Genomic DNA, 22,520 nt, shown 5'->3' with positions numbered 1-22,520 from the left:
TGGATGCCGCTTCGGCTGCAGCAGCGGCATAAAACCGCAAGATGTAACGAAATACGACAATAAATCAGCGCACAGCCCGACTTCCGAGCCCGCATTCACAATCATTGATTTCCGTTAGCCAGCTAAGATTCCTCCTCACCGAAACCTGGAATCCCGCCCATGTCGTCCCTCGCCCCCACTGTCGCCACCGACGGCCTCGACCCGGTCCGCGCCGCCGATATCTCCGCCCGCATCGATCGCCTGCCCGCCGTCACCACGGTCTGGCGCCTGGTGGCGCTGCTGTCGATTGGCGGTTTCTTCGAGCTGTATGACCTGTTCCAGACTGCCTATATCAGCCCCGGCCTGATCCGCGACGGGATCTTCGCCACCGGCAGCCAGGGCGTGTTCGGTTTTTCCGACCAGGCGGCCTTCGCCTCGGCGACCTTTCTCGGGCTGTTCCTCGGCGCCAGCCTGCTGAGCCCGATCGCCGACCGCTTCGGGCGCCGGGCGATCTTCACCTTCGCCCTGATCTGGTACACCGTGGCCACGGTGCTGATGGGCGTGCAGACCTCGGCCCTGGGGATCATCGGCATGCGCTTTCTGGTGGGCATCGGCCTGGGCATCGAACTGGTGACCATCGACGCCTACCTCTCCGAGCTGGTGCCCAAGCACATGCGCAGCTCGGCCTTCGCCTTTGCCTTTTTCGTGCAGTTTCTCTCGGTGCCGGCGGTGGCGCTGATGTCCTGGTGGCTGGTGCCGCAGGACCCGTTCGGCATCGCCGGCTGGCGCTGGGTGGTGTTGGCCAGCGCGGTGTTCGCGCTGTTTATCTGGTGGTTGCGTTCACGCCTGCCCGAGTCGCCGCGCTGGCTGGCCCAGCATGGGCGCTTCGCCGAGGCCGAGCGGATCATGGACAGCATCGAGGCGCGCTGCGCCAAGGACCACGGCAAGCCGCTGGACACCCCGCAACCCGAGGCCCTCGGCGTCCAGGGCTCGGGGCGTTTCGCCGATATCTGGCAACCGCCCTATCGGCGCCGGGCGCTGATGCTGATCGTGTTCCATGTGTTCCAGGCCATCGGTTTCTTCGGTTTCGGCAACTGGCTACCGGCGCTGCTCTCGGGCCAGGGTGTGAGCGTCACCCACAGTCTGATGTACGCCTTTATCATCACCCTCGCCTATCCGCTGGGGCCGCTGCTGTTCGTCAAGTTCGCCAACCGCTTCGAGAACAAGTGGCAGATCGTCGGCTCGGCCCTCGGCGCCATGACCTTCGGCACCCTGTTCGCCTGGCAGAGCACGGCCCTGGGGCTGATCGTCTGCGGGGTAATGATCACCTTCTGCAACGCCTGGCTGAGCTTCAGTTACCACTCCTATCAAAGCGAGTTGTTCCCCACCAACATCCGCGCCCGGGCGGTGGGTTTCTGCTACTCGTTCAGCCGCCTGTCGACGGTGTTCAGCAGCCTGCTGATCGGCTTTTTCCTCGATCACTTCGGCACGCCCGGGGTCCTGGCGTTCATTGTCGGCAGCATGCTGATCGTGATGTTCACCATCGGCCGTTTCGGCCCGCGTACCCGCAACCTGGCCCTGGAGAACATCGCCCAGCGTTGACCGGTCGCCGCTGGCCGCAAGCGGCAAGGCTTATCCGCCGCGTGCCGCCAGCCTTGCCGGGTAATCGGCGCAACGCCCTGGCAAAGAGCCCCGTCCCGGGGCGCTGCGCGGTGGCGGCATGCAAATTGCTGCGCAGCCTTCGACAGCCCTTACACACAGGTACCCAATCATGTTGGTCAGTGCCCAGAAAACCACGGCGATCCAGCCCACCCAGCGGTCCGACATGGACCCGAGCACCGCGGCCGCCAGCGCGCTGTACAGCGGTTTGATGCAGAACGTGCAGAACACCGCGACCCTGCAAGCGTCCCAGGCCGTGCAGCAGGCCAGCAACACGGTCAGCGACAATGTCGCCGCAGCCTTCGCCAAGACCCGCGTGCTGTTGCAGGCCACCCCGCCGACCGCCAGCACCGCGCAGGCCAACAGCGCCACCCAGAGCTCGGCCCTGGATGAGTTCAAGGACTACATGAGCAAGTCCCCTGAGCAGCGCATGCGCGACCGCATCCTCGAAGAGATGGGCATTACCGAGGAAGACCTGAAAAACATGCCGCCGGAGAAACAGCAGGCGGTGGCTCAGGAAATTGCCCAGCGGGTCCAGGACAAACTGAAACTGGCGCAAGTCGAGAAGGACGCCAGCGGCGTCGATAAGCAAGTCACCGACAAGTTCCTCGCGGCGCTTTAAAAGCGGCCAGCCGAAACAGGGTTCCCCACGGGAACCCTTTTTTATGAGTCGGCTTGAGCGGCTGCGCTCAGCCCTGGGCCAGCATATCGAGCAAGGCCCGCAGCGCCGGCGACGGCTCGCTGCCCTCGGCCAGCACCAGGGCAAAGGTGCGCGGGATCGGCTCGCTCAATGGCAGTACGCACAACCCGTGGCGTTGCTCCGGCAAGGTCATCTGCGGCACCAGGGTCACCCCCACTTGCTCGCGAACCAGGGTGAAGGCGCTGCTCCACTCCCGCACCTCGACCCGCACATCCGCCAGCTCCAGGCCGGCATCCGCCGCCAGGCTGCGGGCATTCACCGAACAGCCGCCGGTGGCCAGTACGAAGGGTTGGCTCACCAGTTCCTGCAAGGTCACCCCCTGCTCCTGACCGCGGCGCGCCAGGGCATGCCCCGTCGGCAGCACCGCCACCCAGGTATCGCGTCCCAGCAGGCCGACGCTGCGCTCGGGCGCAGGGTTGAGCAGTACCCCGACATCGATCAAGCGCGCCTCGAGCAAGGCCTCGACCTCGTCGTCGCTGACCTCCAGCGCCACCACCTGGATGCCCGGATACAGCTGCTTGAAACGGCGCAGCAAGGGCGGCAGGAAAGTCGCCAGCACCATGGGGAAACTCGCCAGGCGAATGGTGCCGCGCTGAATGTCCCGGCAGGCGTCCGCGGTGTCGCGGATGTTCTGCAACGCCGCGAGCATCAGCCGCGCCTGTTCGACCACCTGTTCGCCAATGGCGGTGGGCAGGGTCTGGCGGTTCTCCCGGGTAAACAGCTGCACGCCCAGGTTGTCTTCGAGCAGCGCCAGGGCCTGGCTGGCGCCGGACTGGGTCATGCCGACCCGCTCGGCGGCGCGGGTGATGTTGCCGGTATCCGCCACGGCCACCAGCATGCGCCAGTGCATCAGGTTCATCATGGCAGTAGCTGTCCTTATGGGGTTTTTCTGAAAGATTAATTTTACTGAGAGCAGCGCGGACTATGACACTGATCTCCCCCCTCTGGAGAGCCCTCGATGAACCTGTATTTCTCGCCCCACGCCTGCTCGCTGGCCCCGCATATCGTGCTGCGCGAACTGGCCCTGCCGTTCAACCTGGTCCGGGTCGACAACCGCAATAAAACCACGGCCGACGGCGGCGACTTCCTGGCGATCAACCCCAAGGGTTATGTGGCAGCGCTGGAACTGGAGGACGGCCAGGTGCTGACCGAAGGCCCGGCGATCCTGCAATACCTGGCCGACCTCAAGCCGCAGGCGGGCCTGGCGCCGGCCAATGGCAGCTGGCAACGGGTGAGGTTGCAGGAGATGCTCAACTTCGTCTCCAGCGAGATCCATGGCGGCCTCGGCTGGCTGTTCAACCCTGAGTTTCCCGAAGCGACCCAGGCGCTGATCCGGCAGAAACTGTTCAAGCGCCTGGCGCTGCTGGACCGCACGCTGGAGCAGCAGAGTTACCTGCTGGGCGAATCCTTCGGTGTCGCCGACGCCTACCTGTTCACCGTGCTGCGCTGGACCGCCGGCTTCGCCATCGACCTGGAACAATGGCCGGCGCTGGCGCGCTTCCAGGCGCGAATCGCCCAGCGCGAAGCGGTGCAAGCGGCGCTCGCAGCCGAGATTGTTCTGTAGGAGCGGCCGACGCTCGATTGCCCGCGTCGCCAGCAAGCTTCTGTAGGAGCGAGCGGGCGGCGATCCGACTTGCCCGCGAAAGCGGTGCCCCTGACACACTGCACCGCCCGCATCGCCAGCAAGCTTGGCTCCTACAGAAGCCGCTCGCCTGCTCAGCCCAGCCCTCCCCGTTGAATAAATTCAGTCAGGGCCAGCACATCCACCGAGCCCGGCCGATCCTGATCGAGAAACGTCACCTGGCTGCGCACCGCGCGGTGGATGCGGGCGCTGCCGACACCCAGCCGCAAGGGCCCGCGCAGGTCGATGGACTGGGCCGCGACTATCAGCTCAATGCTCGCCAGCCAGGCCAGGCGCTGGCTCAGTTGCCGGGTTTTCTCGATCACCGCCAGGGCCTGGCCGGCGTAGTCTTCGACCCGATCGGCCACCGGCACGCAGACCGCCGGCAGCGGATTGGCCAGATGGCCGATCTCCGCCAGCAGCGCCGCGGCACTGCGTTGCAAGGCGGCCATGCCGACATGCCCGGGCCGCTCGATAAGAAAGCGCGGCAGCTCGCTGGAAGTTGGAGACAGCAGCTTGGCGATGCGCTCGGCGCAACAGGCCGCGACCCGGCTCAAAGCCAACCCCAGGCCTTCCCCGGCCAGTGCCAGATGCGTGCTGTCGAAATTGGCGGTGGCCAGGACCTGGCGCTGCTCGTCGATCAAGGCCGGGTTGTCGGCGCCGCTGGCCAGCTCCAGTTGCAGATATTCGCGCAGTTGTGCCCAGGCCTGTCGCGCCGCGCCCTGCACCACGCCGGCACAGCGAAAGCTCAAGGGATCCTGCAAGCGTTGGGCGCTGCCGGGCTGGCGCAACTGACCACCCTCCAGCAACTCCAGCAGCGCCGCCGATTGCTCGGCCTGGCCCGCCGCCGGCCGCAAGCGCGACGCCCAGGGCTGGAAGGGGCTGAGGTTGGCCCGATAGCCTTCGCAAGACAGCGCCAGCGCCGCCAGCAGGCTGTCCAGGGCCTGGTCGGCCTCGGCCAGCAACAGGACACCCAAACCAATGCTCGCGGCATTCGCCGAGACCAGCGCCAGACCGTCCTTGTCCACCAGCCGCGCCGGTTGCAGGCCGCTGCGCTGCAAGGCTTCCCCCGCCGGCAGCCGCTCGCCGCGCCAGTGCACCCAACCTTCGCCGATCAGCGCCAGGCTCAGGTGCGCCAATGGCGCCAGGTCGCTTTCCCCCAGGGAACCAAGCAACGGCACCTCGGGTTCGATCCCGGCGTTGAGCAAGGCCAGCAGGCTGTCGGCGCTGGCCAGGGAAATACCCGAGCGGCCCTGGGCCAGCCCGGCCAGGCGCGCGGCAATCATCGCCCGCAGTTCAGGCCGCGTGGCCAGGCGCCCAAGCCCAACGGCCCGGCCCAGGGGAATGCGCCGTTGCAGGTCGTCATCCGGCTGGGTCAGGGCCACATCCACCGCCGCGCCCAGGCCCGTGGTCACGCCGTAGATGGCATCGCCCGCAGCCATCCGCTCCCGCAACAGCCCATGGCCGGCGGCGATCCGTTGCCGGGTGGCCGGGGTGAATTGCAGCGCCGCCTCCTCGCGGGCAACGCGCAGCAGGTCAGTCAGCGCCAGGCCTTCCGGGCCCAGGCCGATCATGCGAAACGCAGCCGCTGGCCGATGCCCAGGCGCCGGGCTTTTTGCAGCAGGGCGTGGCCCAGGGCGATATCGCTGAGGCTCAGGCCGCGGTGCCAGAACAGGATGTTCTCCTCGGCGTGCTGCCGGCCGCTTCTATGGCCTGCGACTATCTGCCCAAGCTCGGCGTGCAGGGTCTGCTCACTGAGTTTGCCGGCCTCGACATGGGCCCGCAGCGAACCGAACAGGCCGCCCTTGCACTGGCCCCAGTCGTCCACCACCAGCTTGTCCATGATGTCGGTCAGCGACAGCTCCACCGCGCTCATGGTGCCGTAGGGCACGACAAAGGCGCCGGGCTTGATCCATTCGGTGCGCAGCAAAGGTTCGGGCTGGTTCAGCCGCGAGGCCTCGACCACGATGTCCGCGCCGCGCACCGCGCTCTCCCAGTCGTGGGCGACAATCACCGGCTTGCCCAGGTCGCGGCGCAGGCGTTCGGCAAAGGCCTCGCGGCTGTCCTCGCGGCGCGAGTGCACGCGGATTTCCTCGAAGTCGAACAGGTAGTCCAGCAGCCGCACGTTCCAATACGCCGTGCCGCGGGCGCCGATATGCGCCAGCACCTTGCTGTCCGGGCGCGCCAGGTACTTGGCGCCGATGGCGGTGATCGCGCCGGTGCGCATATCGGTGATCGCCGAGGCGTCGAGGATCGCCTGGGGTACGCCGGTGGCCGGGTCCAGCAGGTTGAGGATCGCCAGTTCCGAGGGCAGGCCCTGGCGGTAGTTGTCGACGAAGTCGCCCACCACCTTGACCCCGGCGTGGCCGATGTCGCCACCGAGCACCCCGCGCAGCACGTTGAAATGGCCGTTGATAACGCCCCCGGGAATCAGGTGGGTGCGCGGCTCGATCACCGCCTCGCCACGGCCCTGGAGCGCCAGGCTGGCTTCGATGGCGGTGAGGATTTCGTCGTTGCTCAGGGCCAGCTCGGCGATGTCCAGGCCGTTGAGAAAATCGATATAGATAGGTTGCATGGGGCTCACTCGCTCTTGAACACGATCTGCTCGATCCGCACGGCCTTGGGGATCAAGTGGTTGGCGAGGAACAGGTCGGCGGTGCGCTGCTGGCTGGCCACGACCCGGGCATCGATGCCCTGCAGCGGCGAGCGCGAACGATGGCTGAAGTAGCTTTCCACCACCGGCCGTTGCAGGCCGAGGATGCGCGCCATGCTGTCGATGCTGGCGTCGCGCTGGTCAAAGGACAGCTGCTGGGCCGCGCCGAAGGCCTTGAGGATGGGGGCGACGGCAGCGCCGTGCTGGCGCACGAAGGCACCGCTGGCGATGTAGAAGCTGCCGCCGGAATCCAGGCCCTGGCCATCGCTGAGCAGGCGGGCGCTGCCGTCGAGCAGGGCCGCCGAATAGTAAGGGTCCCAGATCACCCAGGCGTCCAGCTTGCCCTGCTCGAACGCCGCGCGGGCGTCGGCCGGCGACAGGTACACCAGGTTCAGGTCACTGAGTTTCAGGCCGGCGCGCTGCAGGCTCTTGAGGAAAAAATTGTGCGCACTGGAGCCCTTGAGCAACGCCACCCGCTTGCCCTTGAGGTCGGCCAGGCTCTGCGTCTGGCTGTTCCTGGGTAGCAGGATGGCTTCGGTCTTGCCGTCGCTGGGCTCGACGCCGATGTACTGCAAGTCGATCCCCGCGGCCTGGGCGAAGATCGGCGGGATGTCGCCGATATTGCCCACATCGACGCTGCCGCCGTTCAGCGCCTCGATCAGCTGTGGCCCGCCGGGGAATTCAATCCATTGCACCTGGGTGCCCGGCAAGGCTTTCTCCAGCAACTGGTGCTCGCGGGCCAGGACCATGCTCACCGAGCTTTTCTGATAGCCGATACGCAATTGCCCAGGCTCGGCGGCCAGGGCCAGCGCAGCGCAGAGCGTGAGACACAGGGTGACGATAAAACCTTTGAACATCGGTGACTCCCAAACGAATTGAAAACACTGTCGGCCATGACGGCCTCATCGCCGGCAAGCCTGGCTCCTACAGAAGCCAGAAACGCCGCCGGCCAATGTAGGAGCGAGGCTTGCCCGCGAAAGCGATCCCCCTGACACACCCCGCCGCCTGCATCGCGCGCAAGCTGCGCTCCTACAGAGGCGCTGCCGCGCCAGGCGCAAGCGACTTACAGCGCGGCGCTGACGCGGCTGGCGACTTCGCTCGGCACCCAGCCTTGCCAGACCTGCGGCTGCTCGCGCAGGAAGGCCTCGGCGACCTGGCGCGGTGGCTGGCGGGTTTCACTCATCCGGCCCAGGGTGCGGTTCAGCAGGTCGATCGGCAGGTCGACCTTTTCAAAGAAACTCACCAGTTCCGGGTACTGCGCCTTGAACGGCGCGGACACGCCGATGGCCAGATGCGCCGGCATCGACCGGGTACCCCGCGGATGGGGGTTGCCGGCATCGGCCAGGGTCTTCCAGGCCTCGGCATCGAAGGCCGGTTCTTCGAGCTTCACCAGCTTGAACTTGCCCAGCAGCGGCGTCGGCGACCAGTAGTAGAACAGCACCGGTTTGCCGCGGCGGATCGACGAGCTGACCTCGGCATCCAGGGCCGCGCCGGAACCGGTGCGGAAGTTCACGAAGCTGTCGCTCAGCCCATAGGCCTTGAGCTTCTGACTGTTGACGATTTCCGAGGTCCAGCCGGTGGGGCTGTTGAGAAAGCGCCCACGGCCCGGGTCTTCCGGATCGCGGAACACCTCCTTGTAGCGTGCCAGGTCGGCCACCGATTTCAGCTCCGGCGCCAACGGCTTGATACCGCGCTCGGCGTCGCCCTTGATCACGTATTCCGGCACCCACCAGCCTTCGGTGGCGCCCTTGACCGTATCGCCCAGGCCGAACACCTTGCCCTCGGCTTCGGCCTTGACCCAGGCCGGACTGCGCCCGGCCCATTCTTCGCCGATCACCTGGATATCGTTCTTGGCCAGCGCCGCTTCGAGGCTGACGGTGCTGCCGGGCAGGGTCTCGGTCGGATAGCCGTAGCCCTTCTCGACGATCAGCCGCAGCACCTCGGTGATCAGGCTGCCGCTTTCCCAGGTGATGTCGCCGAAGTGGATCGGCACCGGCTTGTCCGCCGCCGGTGCCTGCTGGGCCAGCAGGCTGAAGGTCAGCAGCGAGGTGCCGAGCAGGTGTTTGATGATCTTCATGGTGAGCCTCTTGCTGATTGTTCGTGGGTTTCAAGACCGCCCGCCGGGAAGGTCCTGCGGACCTTGGCGCAGCCTTCGGCAGCGGCTACAGGGTTAAAAGTCGTAGCTGAGCCTGGTGTAATAGAACGCCCCCTCCGGCGCCGACGGCGACAGGTAGCTGTACTGCTGCCCCGGGGTCTGGCGCAGGCGGCTGTTGAAGTCGTCGGGCTTGCTGTCGAACAGGTTGTTGGCGCCCACCGACAGGCGCAGTTGCCGCGTGAAGGCGTAGTTGACGTCCAGGTCGGTGTTCCACTGCGCGGAGAAGGTCTGGTCGTACTGCGCGTTGGCCGCCGACGCCGCGTATTTGCGGTACTCGCCGTAGCGGGTCTCGGACAGCGCGATGGTCCAGGGGCCGTAGCGATGGATCGCCCCCAGCACCAGCTTGTCCTCGGGGTAGCCATGTTCGAGGAAACCCTGGGCTTCGCGGGTCAGCACGTCGAAGCCGAACGGGTTGGAATGGATCTTCTCGATGGTGGTGCGCGCCTTGGTGTAGCCGGCCGACAGGCTCAGGGCGCCGTAGCGTTGCAGGTCGAGGTTGTACTTGCCGACGATGTCGACGCCGCGGGTGCGGGTGTCGGCGGCGTTGGTCATGAACTGCGCCCAGGTGTACTGGCCGAACCCGGCCTCGCTGAGAATCCGTTCGGCGTCCGGCCCGGAAATCCCACCGCTGTAGAGCAGGCGGTCGCGGATGGAGATCTGGTAGGCGTCGATGGTCAGCGACGCCTGCTCGCTCGGCCGCAGCACCAGGCCCAGGGAATAGTTGGTGGACTTCTCCGGCTTCAGCGACTGCGCGCCCAGGGCGCGGGCTGCCGGGTGGTCGGCCGGGAGCATGCGGGTCAGCACCGGGTTGCCGTTGATATCGACGTTGGTGGTGGTGGTCCAGGAAGTGCCGATCTGCCCCAGGGTCGGCGCGCGATAGGCGTTGTTGACCGTGGCCCGCAGGCCTACCTGCGGGGTGAAGTCGTAGCGCGCCGAGAGCTTGCCGGTGGTGGCCGAGCCGAAGTCGGAATAATGCTCGGTGCGCCCGGCAAGGCCGAGCTGGAACTTGTCGGTGACCTGGTTTTCCAGGCCGAAATACACCCCGCCGACATGCCGTTTGTAGGTCCCGGCATCGTCCGGGGTCAGGCCGGACGCCTGCACCGCGCCGACCTGCACGCCATCGATGCCGCCGAAGGAATAGGAGGCATAGTCGCCCTCCTCCAGCCGGTACTGCTCGTCACGATAGGCCACCCCCGCCGAGACGGTGAGCGGATGCTCCGACCAGGCGACGTCCAGGTCCTTGGCGTAATCCAGGGTCAGGTTGGTCTGTTCGTTGACCAGCGTCGCCACGTCGAACTTGGTCGGGCTGTTGGCGCCGTAACTCGGGTTGAGCGTGTTGAAGGCCAGTTCGTCGTGCTTGTCGCGGCCGTAGGTGGCGCTGAGGTCGAAGCGCCCGATGCGCTCGTCCTCGTAGCGGCTGCCCACGGTCAGCGCGCCATCCTCATAGCGGTAGCGGTACTTGGGAATGGTGCCGTTGGGGTAGATCGAGGCGACGTTGTTGGGGTTGCTGGCCAGCAGCGGCGGCGTGTTATTGACCGACTTGTCCTGGCCGAAGGTGGCAAAGCTGTAGAGCCGCCATTGATCGCTGAGGCCGACTTCGGCGTTGGCCGCCAGGTTGTATTTGTCGCGACTGGCGCCGCCCCAGCGCGGGTCCTGCAACTGGCCGCCGGCTTCATATTTGTCGCCGATGTCGGTGGGCTTGTTGTTCAGGCCATTGAAGCTCAGGGTCAGGAAACCATCCCCCGGCAGGCCCAGGCCATACCAGCCGTCGGCGCTCTTGCTGAAGCCGTCGCCCTGGGCGTACTGGCCCAATTGGCTGTTGAGCTGGCCACCGCTGTCACGTTCCTTGAGCACGATATTAACCACCCCGGCCACCGCGTCGGAACCGTACTGCGCCGAGGCGCCGTCGCGCAGCACTTCGACATGGTCGATGGCGCTGATGGGGATCATGTCCAGGTCCACCGGCTGCGCGCCAATGAACGGCACGCCGCCGGAGATGTTGACCACCGCCGAGGCATGCCGACGCTTGCCGTTGATCAGCACCAGGGTCTGGTCCGGCGACAGCCCGCGCAGGGAAGCGCCCTTGGGGTTCTGCCCGCGGGTGGCGCTCTGGTTCTGCGGAAAGTTGAACGACGGCAGCAGTTGGAACAGCGCCTGGTTGAGGCTGGTGGCGCCGGTCTGCACCAGCTCTTCGCTGTTGATCACGTCCACCGGCGCCGCGCTGGTCAGGGCCGTGGCGTCGCTGCGCCGGGTACCGATGGCCACCACCCGGTCGAGGGTCGGCGCCGCGGCTTCGCTGGCCTCGGCCTTGACCCTGCTGCCAGCCGAGCTCGCCGGTTGCGGGCCTTCCTTGATGATGAACGCGCCATCCGGGCTGACTTGCAGTTGCAGGCCGGTGCCGCGCAAGGCGGCCGCCACCGCCTGCTCGGCGGACAACGAACCGTCGACCGTGGCCGAAGAGTAGCTGCCCAGCTGCGGGGTAAAGGAAATCACCTGGCCGCTTTGCCGGCTGATGCTCAGCAGCACCTCGTCCAGCGGACCGGGTGCCAGGTGATATTGCTGCCGGGCGGCGTCGGCCCCCTGGGCGCCCGTGAAAAACACCGCGGCCAAGGGGCCGATGGCCAAGGCCAGGCGCGAACGACGCTGCACGGTTGTGGATATAGGCAACATGACTCTCTCCCCCAAAAGCATCCAACAACGCTGCTCCCCGCAGCGTTTACGGGAGTGATGTGCAACGGCCGGGGGAAAACTTGCAGATCGTTTGGTTATGGCCTTAGAACCACCGCAAGCGGCGCAGGCCAATGCTTCTGTAGGAGCGCAGCTTGCGCGCGATGCAGCCAATGCGGTGGGCCAGGAAAACCGCCATCGCGGGCAAGCCTCGCTCCTACAGAAGCAGGTTCAGGTGGCACTCAGGGTCACCCACAGCTCGGTATGGCGGGTGACGCGGATCGGCAAGGTGCGGGCCAGGCTGTCGAGGATCTGTTGCGGGTTGTCCAGGCGGAACAGGCCACTGACCCGCAACCCGGCGATGGCCGGATCCAGGCGCAACACCCCGCGTCGATACGGGCGCAGTGCCTCGACCACCTCCGACAGCGGCGTGTCGCGCAGCTCCAGCAAGCCGTCGACCCAGGCCGTGGCACTGCCACGGCTCGGGCGCACCGGGCCGAAATGCAAGGCGTCGTAGGCCACCTCATGGCCACCGGGCAATTGCAGGCGCTCGCCACCGCCCGCGGCGATGTCCAAGGGGCCGTTGAGGGCCGTGGCATGCCCCTGGCCATCGCGTTCGCGCACCAATAAGCGGTTGCCCGTGGCCTGGATCCGCGCCTGCGCGGTGTGGATGAAAAACGGTCGGGCCGGATCGCTGGCCAGGTTCAGCAGCACTTCGCCGTCCAGCAAATGCACTACCCGACGCTGGCGATCGAAATCGATGTTCGCCGCGCTCCGGGCATTCAGGCGCAACTCGCTGCCGTCCGGCAGGGTCAGCGACTGGCGCTGGCCGGTGCCGGTGTGCAGGTCCGCGGTCAGCTCGGCCAAAGGCAGGCCACGCTGGCTGACCAGCGCACCGGCGCCCAGGACCACCCCGGCGCCGAGCAAGGCCCGCTGCAGCACCTTGCGCCGACTGCTCGGCACGTTCAGCGCCCGCTGCAACAGCTCGCCATCGACGCCCTGGGCAATCGGCACCTGGAACACCCCAAGGCGGGTTTCCAGCTGGCGACACAGCTGCTCGTGCCGCGGATCCGCGTCGCGCCAGCGCTGGTAGGCACGACGCTCGGCCTCGCTGGCCTGCCCCGAATTCATCAGCACCCACCAGCGGGTGGCATCGTCGATCAGCTGTTCCCGACTCGGTTCGCGGCTCATGTCATTCCAGGCTCAGGCGCAGACAGCGCTGGACGGCCCGGGTCATGTAGTCGCTGACCGAACGTTGCGAAATGCCCAGTTGCTCGGCGATCTGCGAGTAGGTCAGGCCGTTGACCTGGGACAGCAGGAAGGTCGCCCTGACCTTGGCCGGCAGGCCGTCGAGCAGGCGGTCGATGGCTTCCAGCGCCTCGAGCATCTGCGCCAGGTCTTGGGGCGAGGGCTGCACGGTTTCCTCGTCATGCTGCAAGGCATCGAGGTAGGCCCGCTCCAGGTCGCGGCGGCGCCACAGCTGATACACCAGGCGTTGCGAAATGGTGGTCAGCAGGGCCCGTGGCTGACGGATCGGCAGCACTTCGGGCCTGCTCAACAGCTGGACGAAGGTATCGGCGGCAATGTCTTCGGCGCTGGCATCCAGGGAGTGGTGCAGGTGGTAACGCAGGCGGTTGCACAGCCAGTCGTAATGACTGCGGAACAGGCCGCCCACATAGTCGCTGTGGGTGGTGTCGGCGCCGGACATAGTGGCTCCAATGAAGAAGGTTGCGCGGTATGTCCGGTGTTCCGGTGCGGCGATCCTAACAAGGAAGGCTTATTCTTTAATAATATTTAAATTTCATTTTTATAGAATCTTAAGGAATTAAAAAAACATAGCGCCTGATGGTTTTTTTCGCGAGCAAGCTCGCTCCTACAGGGTATGCACAGACCGTAGGAGCGATTGCTCGCGATAGGGTCGAAGGCATCACCGTAGCCGCGCGTAACCCAGTTCTTCAGCTTCGCGCTGATAGTCGAGCAGGATCTGGTAGTCCGCCTCGGTGGCCGGCAGCACCTCGCGCAGCCCCAAGGTTTCGGCCACCGCGGGCAGTGCCACCAGCGCCTGGTTCATCGCCGCGCGAATGCCTTCGGCCTGTTCCTCGCCAAGGCCGGCCACCCCGATATAGGGCAGGGTCGGGCTGAAGGCGCTGCGGGCGATCACCCGCAGGCCGGCCACCTCCTCCTCGGCATAACGCGCCAGGTAGGCGAAGGTCACGCTGTCGATGGCGGCCAGGTCGGCCCATCCTTCGCGCAGCCAGCGCAGGCTTTCCCGGTGGCTGCCGCTGATGCCGACACTGGCGAAAAACCGGCCGTCGCGCTGCAGCGGCGCGAGGCGCTGGCGCAGCAGGTTCATGCCGCTGTTGGAGTCTTCGCCGTTGATCACCCCGCGACTGCCCCGCAGAGCCTGCAAGGTCCGGCGCAGGTCGTCGTCGCGACCGAGCAGCAGGCTGCAATGATTGCCGGCGGTGCTGTCCGGCAGCTCGTAACGTGGCCGGCCGATGACCCGGACCTGGCCGCGCAGGGCGGTCATCAGCGGGTAACCGCAGGTCTGGGTCAGCAGCAGGCGCGGCGACAGCCACAGCTGCATCAGGTCCAGTTCCCGGGCATCGAGCCGGTCACCTTCGAGGCGCTGCAGGATCGCCGCCAGCCACTGCTCATTGGCCTGGCGCACCGGCTCGGGGGCGACGTACATCAGCAGTTCGGCATAACAAGCGGTCATGGTTCAGGCTCTTCGGGCACGACTACAGGGCGAAGGGATGTTCCGGGCTATCAATCGGCTTGAGGGCATGGCGCCGCAACAGCTCGCCATACCCCTGCACCACAAAGCCACCGCTGCGCGCCTGCCATTGTTCGCGGCGCTGCCGATAGGCCCGTGGCAGGCAATACCACGGCAACCCGGGCAAATCATGGTGCACCAGGTGCAGGTTGAGGTGCAGGAACAGCCAGCTCCAGGGCCACGCCGCTTCGTTGAGCACCGTGCGCTGCTCCACCCGGGCATGGGGACGGTGTTCGTAGTAGGAACGGACCATCGCCACCGACAGCGCCGGCACGCTCACCAGCAGCAGGTAATGCCAGACCGGCAACACACTGTAGCGGGCAATAAAGGCCAGCATCAGCAGGGTCAGCGCACCATGGGTCAGCCACATCAGCCAGGCCTGGCGTTGCCCCTGGCGCAGGCGCGCCCCTTCCTCCCGCGCCAGCGCCAGCAAGGCCAGGGGCGCGCCGAGCAGCAGCCGCCCCAGCAGGGTCTTGTTCAGCCAGTGCAGGCCCTGCTCGAACAGCGAACGGCTGTGCCATTGCCGCTGGCCCAGGTAACGGCTCTCCGGGTCGCGACCGGGCAGGGTCAGGTCTTCATCACGGTGATGCTGCAGGTGGCTGTCGCGGTAGAGGGTATAGGGGTACCAGACGGCAAACGGCGCATAACCCAGCAGCTTGTTCAGCCACAGCCAGCGCGTGGGATGACCGTGCAGCAGCTCGTGCTGCACCGACAGCCACAGCACCAGGATCGGAATCAGCAACAAGGTACTGGGCCACAGCCCCAGCAGCGGGCTGGCCAGCAGCACGGCGAACCAGCTGGCGCTGGTGCCGATCAGCAACAGCCAGGTGGGCCATTCGGTGCGGGCGCTGAAGCTCTGGCGCAGGGTGTCGATTTGTTCGCGGTGCAGCGGATCAAAGTAATGGGCCATGGCGCTACTCAGGACAGGGGCTGGCCGAGGGGCGAACCTTCGGCGTCTTGCTGTTCTGTGCAACGAGAAGGGGAAAACTTGCAGATCGATGGGTTATTTACTTAGAAGCAAAAACAAAGAAGCCCGCGGGGCGGGCTTCGCAGGGGATCAATGACCGAAAATATTGTGCTCGATCTTCTTGGCTTTCTTGTCCGCGCGCTTTTCATCGGCGGTCCGGCTGGGTTTTTTCTTCGCCGTCTTTTTGGCATTCATACCTTTGGACATGATGCACACTCCACTCGCAGGGGATCGTTCATCTGGTATACACCTATCCCGCGCACTTCGTACTTTTATAATCACCGCCCCGGCCCACCCTGCGAAAACCCATGCCCGACACCCAATACCTGCTGCTTGCCGACACCCTGCGACCGCTGCTGAACAAGTTCTATCGCGCCCACAATTCGCCAATGCGCGCGGCCGGGGAAGGGCAATCATGGGTGGCGAAACGCGGAGCGATCATTGCCGGGCTGAACCTCACGCCCATCGCCCAGGGCCACTGGCTGACCGGGCTGTTCGTCGACCCGGCCCATCGCGGCCAGGGCATTGCCGCGATGCTGGTCGAACGGGCACGCGCGCAGCTGCCGGGGCCGCTGTGGCTGTTTTGTCATCCGGACCTGCAAGCCCTGTACGAACGCATGGGCTTTGCCACCGCCCCCGCTCTGCCCCAGGCCCTGGCGGATCGCCTGGAGCGTTATCGCAGGAGCAAGAGCCTGATCGCCATGGGCATCGATCCTTTGGTCAGCTCGACCCGCGACAGGGTGTGATCGCGGGCCCTGGAGCGCGTGCCCGCCTCGGCGACAAACCGGCCTCCGGCAGGTCTATGAAACCGACGCTTCAGGCTGTCTGTTTCAATCGTCGGCGTGGGGAGCGAGGTCGGGGAACATCACTTCGGTAAAACCGAACTTGCTGAAGTCGCGGATCCGCGACGGGTACAGGCGGCCGATCAGGTGATCGCATTCATGCTGCACCACCCGCGCATGGAAACCCGAGGCTACCCGCACGATCGGCTCGCCCCTGGGGTCGACGCCTTCGTAGCGAATGTGCTGATAGCGCTCGACCGCGCCGCGCAGCCCCGGCACCGACAGGCAGCCTTCCCAGCCTTCTTCCAGCACCGGGCTCAAGGGCGTGATCAGCGGATTGATCAGGATGGTCTGCGGCACGGCCTCGGCTTGCGGGTAACGCTCGCTGTGCTCGAAACCGAAGATCACCAGTTGCAGGTCGACGCCGATCTGCGGCGCGGCCAGGCCGACCCCGCCGACGCTTTCCATGGTCTGGAACATGTCGTCGATCAGTTGCCACAGCTCGGGGCTGTCGAACATCTCGGGCGGCACCGGTGGCGCGATGCGCAGCAGGCGCTCGTCACCCATTTTGAGGATTTCACGGATCATGATCAGACTTCGTCAGTGGTCGGCTTGAGCGAGTGGTCCCGGCCCAGTCCCGATACGTGTTGTTTGGGTTCGTCGTGCTCGCCGGGCCCCCTTTCTCCAGGGTTCTTGCCGTCGGACGACATGTGCTCGATCGCCGCATTCATCTCGGCCCCCAGCAACAGCACCGCCGAGGAAATATAGAAGTACAGCAGCAGGACGATGATCGCTCCGATACTGCCATACATGGCGTTGTAGTTGGCAAAGGTCTTCACGTAGAAGGCGAAGCCCAACGAGGCGATGATCCACACCACCACCGCCAGCACCGAGCCCGGGGTGATGAACCGGAACTCCTGCTTCACGTCGGGCATCACGTAGTAGATCAGCGCCACGGCGACCATCATCAGGATCACGATCACCGGCCAGCGCAGGATGGTCCAGACCGTGACGATGAAGTCTTCCAGGCCGACCTGCGCGGCGATCCAGCCCATCACCTGCGGCCCGAGCACCATCAAGGCCGCGGCCGCCAGGAGCATGCCGGCGATACCGATGGTGTAGAAAATCGACAGCGGAAAACGTTTCCACAACGGGCGCTTTTCCACCACGTCATAAGCGGCGTTCATCGCGCTCATCATCAGCCGCACGCCGGCCGAGGCGGTATACAGGGCAATCACGATACCCACCGACAGCAGGCCGCCCTTGGATTGCTGCAACTGGTCGATCACCGGGTTGACCTGCTCCAGCGCCTGGGGCGGCAACACCAGTTCCGATTGCAGGCGCAACCAGGAGAAGAAGTCCGGCAGGTGCAGGAAACCGATCAAGGCGATCAGGAACAGGATGAAGGGGAACAACGAAAACAGCATCTGATAGGCCAGTGCCGAGGCGTAGGTCGACATTTCATCGTCGATGAACTCAGTGACCGTGCGCACCAGCACACGATGCAGGGGCAGGCCTTTCAAATTCGGCAAGAACATAGCGTCTCCTTTCGCCGCAAGAATTCAGGGTCGGTGGCGACTCAGGGGCCGTTTTGTACAACAAACTAGCCTAGTTTGGCGATTTTGAACCGTTTCGTCCTGTTTTGGTGCCATGGCCGATGTAAAAACGGCCATCCGCGGATGGCCGTCGTGTCGCAGTGCGAGCCAGTGAATCAGGCCTTGTCGATGGTCTTTTTCAACGCATCCTTGGCCTTGCCGAGGGCTTGCTGCGCTTCGCCTTTCTTTTCCTGAATCTTGCCTTCGGTTTCCAACCGATCGTTATCAGTCGCTTTGCCGACACCTTGCTTGATATGACCAACGGCCTCGTTGGCCAGGCCTTTTGCCTTGTCCGCTGTGCTGCCCATGGTGTTTCTCCGTAGATCCATAAATCCGTAGAACAATCGAGGGTTGGGGGTCATGCCCTGAGGTTGACCCAAGGCCCTTGCGCGGAGTTTCAATTATTTTCGGCGGGGCATTTCATCGCCTTATTTGCCCGCCGCACGCAGGTTGCGCTTTATGTTTGGCGACCAACCCACGAGAATGCGCAACGTATTCAGGCACTGCGCTGAAGATCCAATCCCGTAGGAATGTTATGAAACTCGATAAAAAGCTGGCCATCGCCCGCCGGAACCAGGAACTGGGCGGTGCGGTGCTGGGCGTCAACAACTGCCACTTCGCGGAACTGAGCCGCAGCCGCAATATCTGGTGGTTCGATCTGCCGGTCGGCCGCCTGGCCATCGGGCAGTACGAATGGGTCCACCTGCTGCTGTACACCCCAAGCACCGACCAGTTGCTGCACCTGAAAGTGCCGACCCTGTTCCTGCGGGAGAAGCTCGAAGGCCTGGTGGTACGCAACGCCGGCAAGCGCAAGGCGGCCCTGAGCCTGGAACTGAGCGCCGACAAGGACTCGTTCCTCAAGGACGTACGCCCCGCCGGCACCGGTGTGAACTTCGCGCAGTTCCAGCAGTAAACAGGCCCTTGTAGGAGCGAGCTTGCTCGCGATTACGGTCTGTCAGCCATTGAGATGGCGACTGGAAGAACGCAATCGCGAGCAAGCTCGCTCCTACAGGGAATTGAGGCGATAGCGCCCAATAAAAAGCCCCGCGGATGCGGGGCTTTTTGTTTGCCTGGTGTGTTACTTCTTCACGCCCAGTTTCTTCAGCTCTTCGTCGCGCAATTCGCGACGCAGGATCTTGCCGACGTTGGTGGTCGGCAGCGCATCGCGGAACTCGACGGCCTTGGGCACCTTGTAGCCGGTGACGTTGGCGCGCATGTGCTCCATCACCTGCTCCTTGGTCAGGGTCACGCCCGGCTTGGCGACGATGAAGATCTTGATCGACTCGCCCGACTTCTCGTCCGGCACGCCGATCGCCGCGCACTGCAACACGCCCGGCAGGCCCGCCAGCACGTCTTCCAGCTCGTTCGGATAAACGTTGAAACCGGACACCAGGATCATGTCTTTCTTGCGATCGACAATGCGGATGTAGCCATCAGGCTGGATCAGCGCGATATCGCCGGTCTTCAGCCAGCCGTCGCTCATCACCTCGTCGGTGGCCTCCTGGCGCTGCCAGTAGCCCTTCATGACCTGCGGGCCCTTGACGCACAGCTCGCCGATTTCGCCCAGGGGCAGCTCGGTGCCAGCGTCATCAATGATCCGGCACAGGGTCGACGGCACCGGGATGCCGATAGTGCCGATCTGGATATTCTGGATCGGGTTGACGGTGGCCACCGGGCTGGTTTCGGTCATGCCGTAACCTTCGCAGATCGGGCAACCGGTCACGTCTTTCCAACGCTCGGCCGCCGCCAGTTGCAGCGCCATGCCGCCGGACAGGGTGACTTTCAGCGCCGAGAAATCCAGCTTGCGGAAGGCTTCGTTGTTGCACAGAGCGACGAACAGGGTGTTGAGGCCGACAAAACCGCTGAACTTCCACTTCGACAGTTCCTTGACCATCGCCGGCAGGTCGCGCGGGTTGCTGATCAGGATGTTGTGGTTGCCGATCAGCATCATCGCCATGCAATGAAAGGTGAAGGCATAGATGTGGTACAGCGGCAGCGGGGTGATCAGGATCTCGCAACCCTCATTGAGGTTGGAGCCCATCAGCGCCTTGCACTGCAGCATGTTCGACACCAGGTTGCGGTGGGTCAGCATCGCGCCCTTGGCCACGCCGGTGGTGCCGCCGGTGTATTGCAGCACGGCGACATCGCTGCTGGCCGGGTTGGCGTCCTTGACCGGCTGGCCGTGGCCCTGGCTCAGCACGTCGTTGAACTTGACGGCCTTGGGCAGGTGATAGGCCGGCACCATCTTCTTCACGTACTTGATGACGCTGTTGATCAGCAGGCGCTTGAGCGGTGGCAGCAGGTCCGCCACTTCGGTGACGATCACATGCTTGACGCCGGTCTTGGGCACCACGGCTTCGGCCAGGTGCGCCATGTTGGCCAGGCAGACCAGGGCCTTGGCGCCGGAGTCGTTGAACTGGTGTTCCATTTCCCGCGCGGTGTACAGCGGGTTGGTGTTGACCACGATCAGGCCGGCGCGGATGGCGCCGAATACCGCGACCGGGTACTGCAGGACGTTGGGCAGTTGCACGGCGATTCGATCGCCGGGTTGCAAATCGGTATGCTGTTGCAGGTACGCGGCAAAAGCACCGGACAGTTCGTACAGCTCACCGTAGGTGAGTGTCTTGCCGAGGTTGCTAAAGGCCGGTTTGTTGGCAAAACGTTGGCAGGACTGCTTCAACACCGCCTGAATATTCGGATACTCGTCTGGATTGATATCGGCAGCAATCCCAGCTGGGTACTTATCCTTCCAAAAGTCTTGGATCATGGAAGCCCACTCCTCAGCAACGCGAATTCGTCAGCGCATTTGATGCGATTATTATTTGTGTGTGTTTTTTATTGATGTCTATTGTTGGTGAGTCTGGCTGTCTACATAGGCCGAGAAGTCACAAAGCGCGCCGAGAGTAGCAGCTTTGCCAAAGGCCGCCTAGAGCCAAAATCGGCCTAAACAGTCACTTTAGTGACTCAAGAATATTCAATAGTCATTTTTAGAGTAAAAATTCTATCTAGCCATGCAAGGCTCTGGAATGGGCTTTTCGACCCTTCAAAAGCATCGCGAGCAAGCTCGCTCCTACAGGAAGTGTACGGATCCCTGTAGGAGCGAGCTTGCTCGCGATAGCCGCGCTATAGCGCGGGACTGTTACATGCGGTGAAACATCAGGCGATGTCGCGCAACTCCCGGCGCAGGATCTTGCCTACCGGCGTCATCGGCAACGACTCACGCAGCACGATGTGTTTCGGCACCTTGTAGCCAGTGAAGTTTTCCTTGCAGTAGGCCTTCAGCTCTTCGAGGCTGACCCCTGACTCGCGGGCCACCACGAACAGCTTCACCGCCTCCCCCGAACGCTCGTCCGGCACGCCGATCACCGCGCAGTTGGCGACTTTCGGGTGGGCCATCACCACGTCCTCGATTTCATTGGGGTACACGTTGAAACCCGAGACGATGATCATGTCCTTCTTGCGATCGACGATGCGCACGAAGCCATCCGGATCGATCACCGCGATATCGCCGGACTTGAACCAGCCCTCGGCATCCAGCACCTCCTCGGTGGCCTCCGGCTTCTGCCAGTAGCCTTTCATGATCTGCGGCCCCTTGATGCACAGTTCGCCGCGCTCGCCCAGCGGCTGCTCGACGCCCTCATCGTCGATGACCTTGAGGGTAGTGCCCGGCACCGGCAAGCCCACCGAGCCCAGGCGCGACTGGTCGCCGTAAGGGTTGGTGCAGGCCACGGGCGAGGTTTCGGTCAGGCCGTAGCCTTCGGTGATGCGGCAACCGGTCACCTGCGTCCAGCGCTCGGCGGTGGCCTTGACCAGCGCCGTGCCCCCGGAGTTGGTGAGCTTGAGATTGGAAAAGTCGAGGTTCTTGAACTCGGGATGATCCATCAGCGCGGTGAACAGCGTGTTCAGCCCCAGCAGCGCCGAGAAGCGCCACTGCTGCAGCTCCTTGATGAAACCGCCGATGTCCCGCGGGTTGGTGATCAGCACGTTGTGGTTGCCGGTGACCATCATGCACATGCAGTTCGCGGTGAAGGCATAGATGTGGTACAGCGGCAGCGGCGCGATCATCACCTCCTGGCCTTCACGCAGCAGCGGATGACCGTCCGGCCCCAGTTGCCCGAGGCAGGCACGGGCCTGCTGCATGTTGGCCACCAGGTTACCGTGGGTCAGCATCGCGCCCTTGGCCAGCCCCGTGGTGCCGCCGGTGTATTGCAGCACGGCGACGTCGTCCAGGCGGGCGCTCAAAGGCTTGATCGGCTGGCCACGGCCCAGGCGCAGCGCGCTCTTGAAGGAAACGGCCTGGGGCAAGCGATAGGCCGGCACCATCTTCTTGACCTTGTCGACCAGGGTATTGACCAGCCAGCCCTTGGCGGACGGCATCAGGTCGCCCATCTTCGCCTCGATCAGGAACTGGATATCGGTATCGGGCAGCACCTCCTCGACCTTCTGCCCGAACAGGTTCATGTACACCAGGGCCCGCGCTCCGGAATCCTTGAACTGGTGGCGCATTTCCCGGGTGGTGTACAGCGGGTTGGTGTTGACCACGATCAGCCCGGCGCGCAAGGCGCCGAACACGGCGATCGGGTAATGCAGGACATTGGGCATCTGCACCGCGATACGATCGCCCGGCACCAGGTCGGTGCTGCTCTGCAGATAACCGGCAAAGGCCGCGCTGTAGCGTTCCAGCTCGGCGTAAGTCATGGTCACGCCCATGTTGCTGAAGGCCGGGCGGTCGGCGAATTTCTTGCAGGAACGCTCGAACACCTCGATCACCGACTTGTAGGCACCCAGATCGATATCGGTGGGCACTCCGGCCGGGCGTTTGTCATTCCAGAAATCAGGCTGCATTGTTCTTGTCCTCTTTAACCTGAGCTGTCCGGGCCGCTTCTCTGACGCTACGAAAGGCGGGGCTCTGCGGACGTTAGCAGCTATGGCGGATAGGGCAAATAAGGCCGGGCGCGTCATTGAT

20 protein-coding genes are annotated in these 22,520 nt (G+C 64.4%); 5 read left to right on the top strand and 15 right to left on the bottom strand.

The features are described from left to right. Positions 1–159 precede the first annotated feature (159 nt). Together AC07PQ_RS19795 and AC07PQ_RS19790 are read left to right on the top strand one after the other, a co-directional pair. Positions 160–1,581, top strand: coding sequence for an MFS transporter (locus tag AC07PQ_RS19795; protein ID WP_493186062.1), 1,422 nt, complete (start codon positions 160–162; stop codon positions 1,579–1,581). A gap of 169 nt (positions 1,582–1,750) precedes the next feature. Next, on the top strand, positions 1,751–2,260 hold the full coding sequence (locus AC07PQ_RS19790) for a hypothetical protein (RefSeq protein WP_493186063.1): 510 nt from the start codon (positions 1,751–1,753) through the stop codon (positions 2,258–2,260). A 67-nt stretch (positions 2,261–2,327) separates the two neighbouring features. Here the strand turns inward: AC07PQ_RS19790 and AC07PQ_RS19785 are convergent, their stop codons facing one another. Next, positions 2,328–3,200 carry a LysR family transcriptional regulator gene (locus AC07PQ_RS19785; protein WP_007925112.1) on the bottom strand — a complete coding sequence of 291 codons (873 nt, stop codon included), beginning with the start codon at positions 3,198–3,200 and terminating at the stop codon, positions 2,328–2,330. 96 nt (positions 3,201–3,296) lie between these two features. Between AC07PQ_RS19785 and gstA the strand changes: the two genes are divergently transcribed. Beyond that, positions 3,297–3,902 carry a glutathione transferase GstA gene (gene gstA / locus AC07PQ_RS19780; RefSeq protein WP_493186064.1) on the top strand — a complete coding sequence of 202 codons (606 nt, stop codon included), beginning with the start codon at positions 3,297–3,299 and terminating at the stop codon, positions 3,900–3,902. Between the two features lie 152 nt (positions 3,903–4,054). On the opposite strand, the gene AC07PQ_RS19775 is transcribed toward gstA, so the two are convergent. The 9 genes from AC07PQ_RS19775 to AC07PQ_RS19735 all read right to left on the bottom strand — a co-directional run bounded on the left by AC07PQ_RS19775 (position 4,055) and on the right by AC07PQ_RS19735 (position 15,120). Further along, positions 4,055–5,533 carry an HAL/PAL/TAL family ammonia-lyase gene (locus AC07PQ_RS19775; protein WP_493186065.1) on the bottom strand — a complete coding sequence of 493 codons (1,479 nt, stop codon included), beginning with the start codon at positions 5,531–5,533 and terminating at the stop codon, positions 4,055–4,057. Continuing rightward, positions 5,530–6,534 carry an ornithine cyclodeaminase family protein gene (locus AC07PQ_RS19770; RefSeq protein WP_493186066.1) on the bottom strand — a complete coding sequence of 335 codons (1,005 nt, stop codon included), beginning with the start codon at positions 6,532–6,534 and terminating at the stop codon, positions 5,530–5,532. Before AC07PQ_RS19770 ends, AC07PQ_RS19775 begins: the two co-directional genes overlap by 4 nt. 5 nt (positions 6,535–6,539) lie before the next feature. After that, complete coding sequence (locus tag AC07PQ_RS19765) at positions 6,540–7,469, bottom strand: aliphatic sulfonate ABC transporter substrate-binding protein (protein WP_493186067.1); 930 nt, start codon at positions 7,467–7,469, stop codon at positions 6,540–6,542. Positions 7,470–7,675: 206 nt separating this feature from the next. Continuing rightward, positions 7,676–8,689, bottom strand: coding sequence for an ABC transporter substrate-binding protein (locus AC07PQ_RS19760; protein WP_493186068.1), 1,014 nt, complete (start codon positions 8,687–8,689; stop codon positions 7,676–7,678). Between the two features lie 93 nt (positions 8,690–8,782). Next, positions 8,783–11,437 (bottom strand): TonB-dependent receptor, encoded by a 2,655-nt coding sequence (locus AC07PQ_RS19755; RefSeq protein ID WP_007925103.1) that lies wholly within the window; start codon positions 11,435–11,437, stop codon positions 8,783–8,785. 228 nt (positions 11,438–11,665) lie between these two features. Beyond that, complete coding sequence (locus tag AC07PQ_RS19750; RefSeq protein WP_101338860.1) at positions 11,666–12,625, bottom strand: FecR domain-containing protein; 960 nt, start codon at positions 12,623–12,625, stop codon at positions 11,666–11,668. Between the two features lies 1 nt (position 12,626). Continuing rightward, on the bottom strand, positions 12,627–13,142 hold the full coding sequence (locus AC07PQ_RS19745) for a sigma-70 family RNA polymerase sigma factor (protein ID WP_493186069.1): 516 nt from the start codon (positions 13,140–13,142) through the stop codon (positions 12,627–12,629). Between the two features lie 219 nt (positions 13,143–13,361). Beyond that, a complete protein-coding gene (locus AC07PQ_RS19740) occupies positions 13,362–14,153 on the bottom strand; it encodes a phosphate/phosphite/phosphonate ABC transporter substrate-binding protein (RefSeq protein ID WP_493186070.1) in 792 nt (263 codons plus the stop codon). 22 nt (positions 14,154–14,175) lie between these two features. Beyond that, the gene (locus AC07PQ_RS19735) at positions 14,176–15,120 is read right to left on the bottom strand and encodes a fatty acid desaturase (RefSeq protein WP_007925099.1); all 945 of its coding nucleotides are present in this window, start codon (positions 15,118–15,120) and stop codon (positions 14,176–14,178) included. A gap of 365 nt (positions 15,121–15,485) precedes the next feature. On the opposite strand from AC07PQ_RS19735, the gene AC07PQ_RS19730 reads away from it, so the two are divergent. Continuing rightward, positions 15,486–15,923, top strand: a complete 438-nt coding sequence (locus AC07PQ_RS19730) for a GNAT family N-acetyltransferase (RefSeq protein WP_007925097.1) — start codon at positions 15,486–15,488, stop codon at positions 15,921–15,923. An 84-nt stretch (positions 15,924–16,007) separates the two neighbouring features. Here the strand turns inward: AC07PQ_RS19730 and def are convergent, their stop codons facing one another. The 3 genes from def to AC07PQ_RS19715 all read right to left on the bottom strand — a co-directional run bounded on the left by def (position 16,008) and on the right by AC07PQ_RS19715 (position 17,862). Next, entirely contained in the window at positions 16,008–16,547 is a 540-nt protein-coding gene (gene def / locus AC07PQ_RS19725; RefSeq protein WP_493186071.1) for a peptide deformylase, read from the bottom strand. A gap of 2 nt (positions 16,548–16,549) precedes the next feature. Beyond that, complete coding sequence (locus AC07PQ_RS19720; protein WP_493186072.1) at positions 16,550–17,497, bottom strand: YihY/virulence factor BrkB family protein; 948 nt, start codon at positions 17,495–17,497, stop codon at positions 16,550–16,552. Positions 17,498–17,670: 173 nt separating this feature from the next. Next, positions 17,671–17,862, bottom strand: coding sequence for a CsbD family protein (locus tag AC07PQ_RS19715; RefSeq protein WP_053262347.1), 192 nt, complete (start codon positions 17,860–17,862; stop codon positions 17,671–17,673). 227 nt (positions 17,863–18,089) lie between these two features. Between AC07PQ_RS19715 and AC07PQ_RS19710 the strand changes: the two genes are divergently transcribed. Beyond that, positions 18,090–18,467, top strand: a complete 378-nt coding sequence (locus tag AC07PQ_RS19710; RefSeq protein WP_007925090.1) for a hypothetical protein — start codon at positions 18,090–18,092, stop codon at positions 18,465–18,467. A gap of 165 nt (positions 18,468–18,632) precedes the next feature. Here AC07PQ_RS19710 and fadD1 read toward each other — a convergent pair whose 3' ends face one another. Then, positions 18,633–20,321 carry a long-chain-fatty-acid--CoA ligase FadD1 gene (gene fadD1 / locus AC07PQ_RS19705; protein WP_007925088.1) on the bottom strand — a complete coding sequence of 563 codons (1,689 nt, stop codon included), beginning with the start codon at positions 20,319–20,321 and terminating at the stop codon, positions 18,633–18,635. A 389-nt stretch (positions 20,322–20,710) separates the two neighbouring features. Beyond that, positions 20,711–22,399 carry a long-chain-fatty-acid--CoA ligase FadD2 gene (fadD2, locus tag AC07PQ_RS19700; RefSeq protein ID WP_493186073.1) on the bottom strand — a complete coding sequence of 563 codons (1,689 nt, stop codon included), beginning with the start codon at positions 22,397–22,399 and terminating at the stop codon, positions 20,711–20,713. Positions 22,400–22,520: the final 121 nt, after the last annotated feature.

This window comes from Pseudomonas sp. GW821-FHT09E12 (assembly GCF_059416085.1).
Note: the sequence above shows the minus strand (reverse complement) of the source record. Positions and strands in the feature narration are given on the sequence as shown.

Coding starts and splice junctions, on each gene's coding strand:
- AC07PQ_RS19770 (WP_493186066.1), bottom strand. CDS start 6,534: ATGCAACCTATCTATATCGATTTTCTCAACGGCCTGGACATCGCCGAG.
- AC07PQ_RS19715 (WP_053262347.1), bottom strand. CDS start 17,862: ATGGGCAGCACAGCGGACAAGGCAAAAGGCCTGGCCAACGAGGCCGTT.
- AC07PQ_RS19710 (WP_007925090.1), top strand. CDS start 18,090: ATGAAACTCGATAAAAAGCTGGCCATCGCCCGCCGGAACCAGGAACTG.
- AC07PQ_RS19740 (WP_493186070.1), bottom strand. CDS start 14,153: ATGACCGCTTGTTATGCCGAACTGCTGATGTACGTCGCCCCCGAGCCG.
- AC07PQ_RS19790 (WP_493186063.1), top strand. CDS start 1,751: ATGTTGGTCAGTGCCCAGAAAACCACGGCGATCCAGCCCACCCAGCGG.
- AC07PQ_RS19750 (WP_101338860.1), bottom strand. CDS start 12,625: ATGAGCCGCGAACCGAGTCGGGAACAGCTGATCGACGATGCCACCCGC.
- AC07PQ_RS19775 (WP_493186065.1), bottom strand. CDS start 5,533: ATGATCGGCCTGGGCCCGGAAGGCCTGGCGCTGACTGACCTGCTGCGC.
- AC07PQ_RS19755 (WP_007925103.1), bottom strand. CDS start 11,437: ATGTTGCCTATATCCACAACCGTGCAGCGTCGTTCGCGCCTGGCCTTG.
- fadD2 (WP_493186073.1), bottom strand. CDS start 22,399: ATGCAGCCTGATTTCTGGAATGACAAACGCCCGGCCGGAGTGCCCACC.
- AC07PQ_RS19730 (WP_007925097.1), top strand. CDS start 15,486: ATGCCCGACACCCAATACCTGCTGCTTGCCGACACCCTGCGACCGCTG.
- AC07PQ_RS19745 (WP_493186069.1), bottom strand. CDS start 13,142: ATGTCCGGCGCCGACACCACCCACAGCGACTATGTGGGCGGCCTGTTC.
- AC07PQ_RS19795 (WP_493186062.1), top strand. CDS start 160: ATGTCGTCCCTCGCCCCCACTGTCGCCACCGACGGCCTCGACCCGGTC.
- gstA (WP_493186064.1), top strand. CDS start 3,297: ATGAACCTGTATTTCTCGCCCCACGCCTGCTCGCTGGCCCCGCATATC.
- fadD1 (WP_007925088.1), bottom strand. CDS start 20,321: ATGATCCAAGACTTTTGGAAGGATAAGTACCCAGCTGGGATTGCTGCC.
- AC07PQ_RS19735 (WP_007925099.1), bottom strand. CDS start 15,120: ATGGCCCATTACTTTGATCCGCTGCACCGCGAACAAATCGACACCCTG.
- AC07PQ_RS19720 (WP_493186072.1), bottom strand. CDS start 17,497: ATGTTCTTGCCGAATTTGAAAGGCCTGCCCCTGCATCGTGTGCTGGTG.
- def (WP_493186071.1), bottom strand. CDS start 16,547: ATGATCCGTGAAATCCTCAAAATGGGTGACGAGCGCCTGCTGCGCATC.
- AC07PQ_RS19760 (WP_493186068.1), bottom strand. CDS start 8,689: ATGAAGATCATCAAACACCTGCTCGGCACCTCGCTGCTGACCTTCAGC.
- AC07PQ_RS19765 (WP_493186067.1), bottom strand. CDS start 7,469: ATGTTCAAAGGTTTTATCGTCACCCTGTGTCTCACGCTCTGCGCTGCG.
- AC07PQ_RS19785 (WP_007925112.1), bottom strand. CDS start 3,200: ATGATGAACCTGATGCACTGGCGCATGCTGGTGGCCGTGGCGGATACC.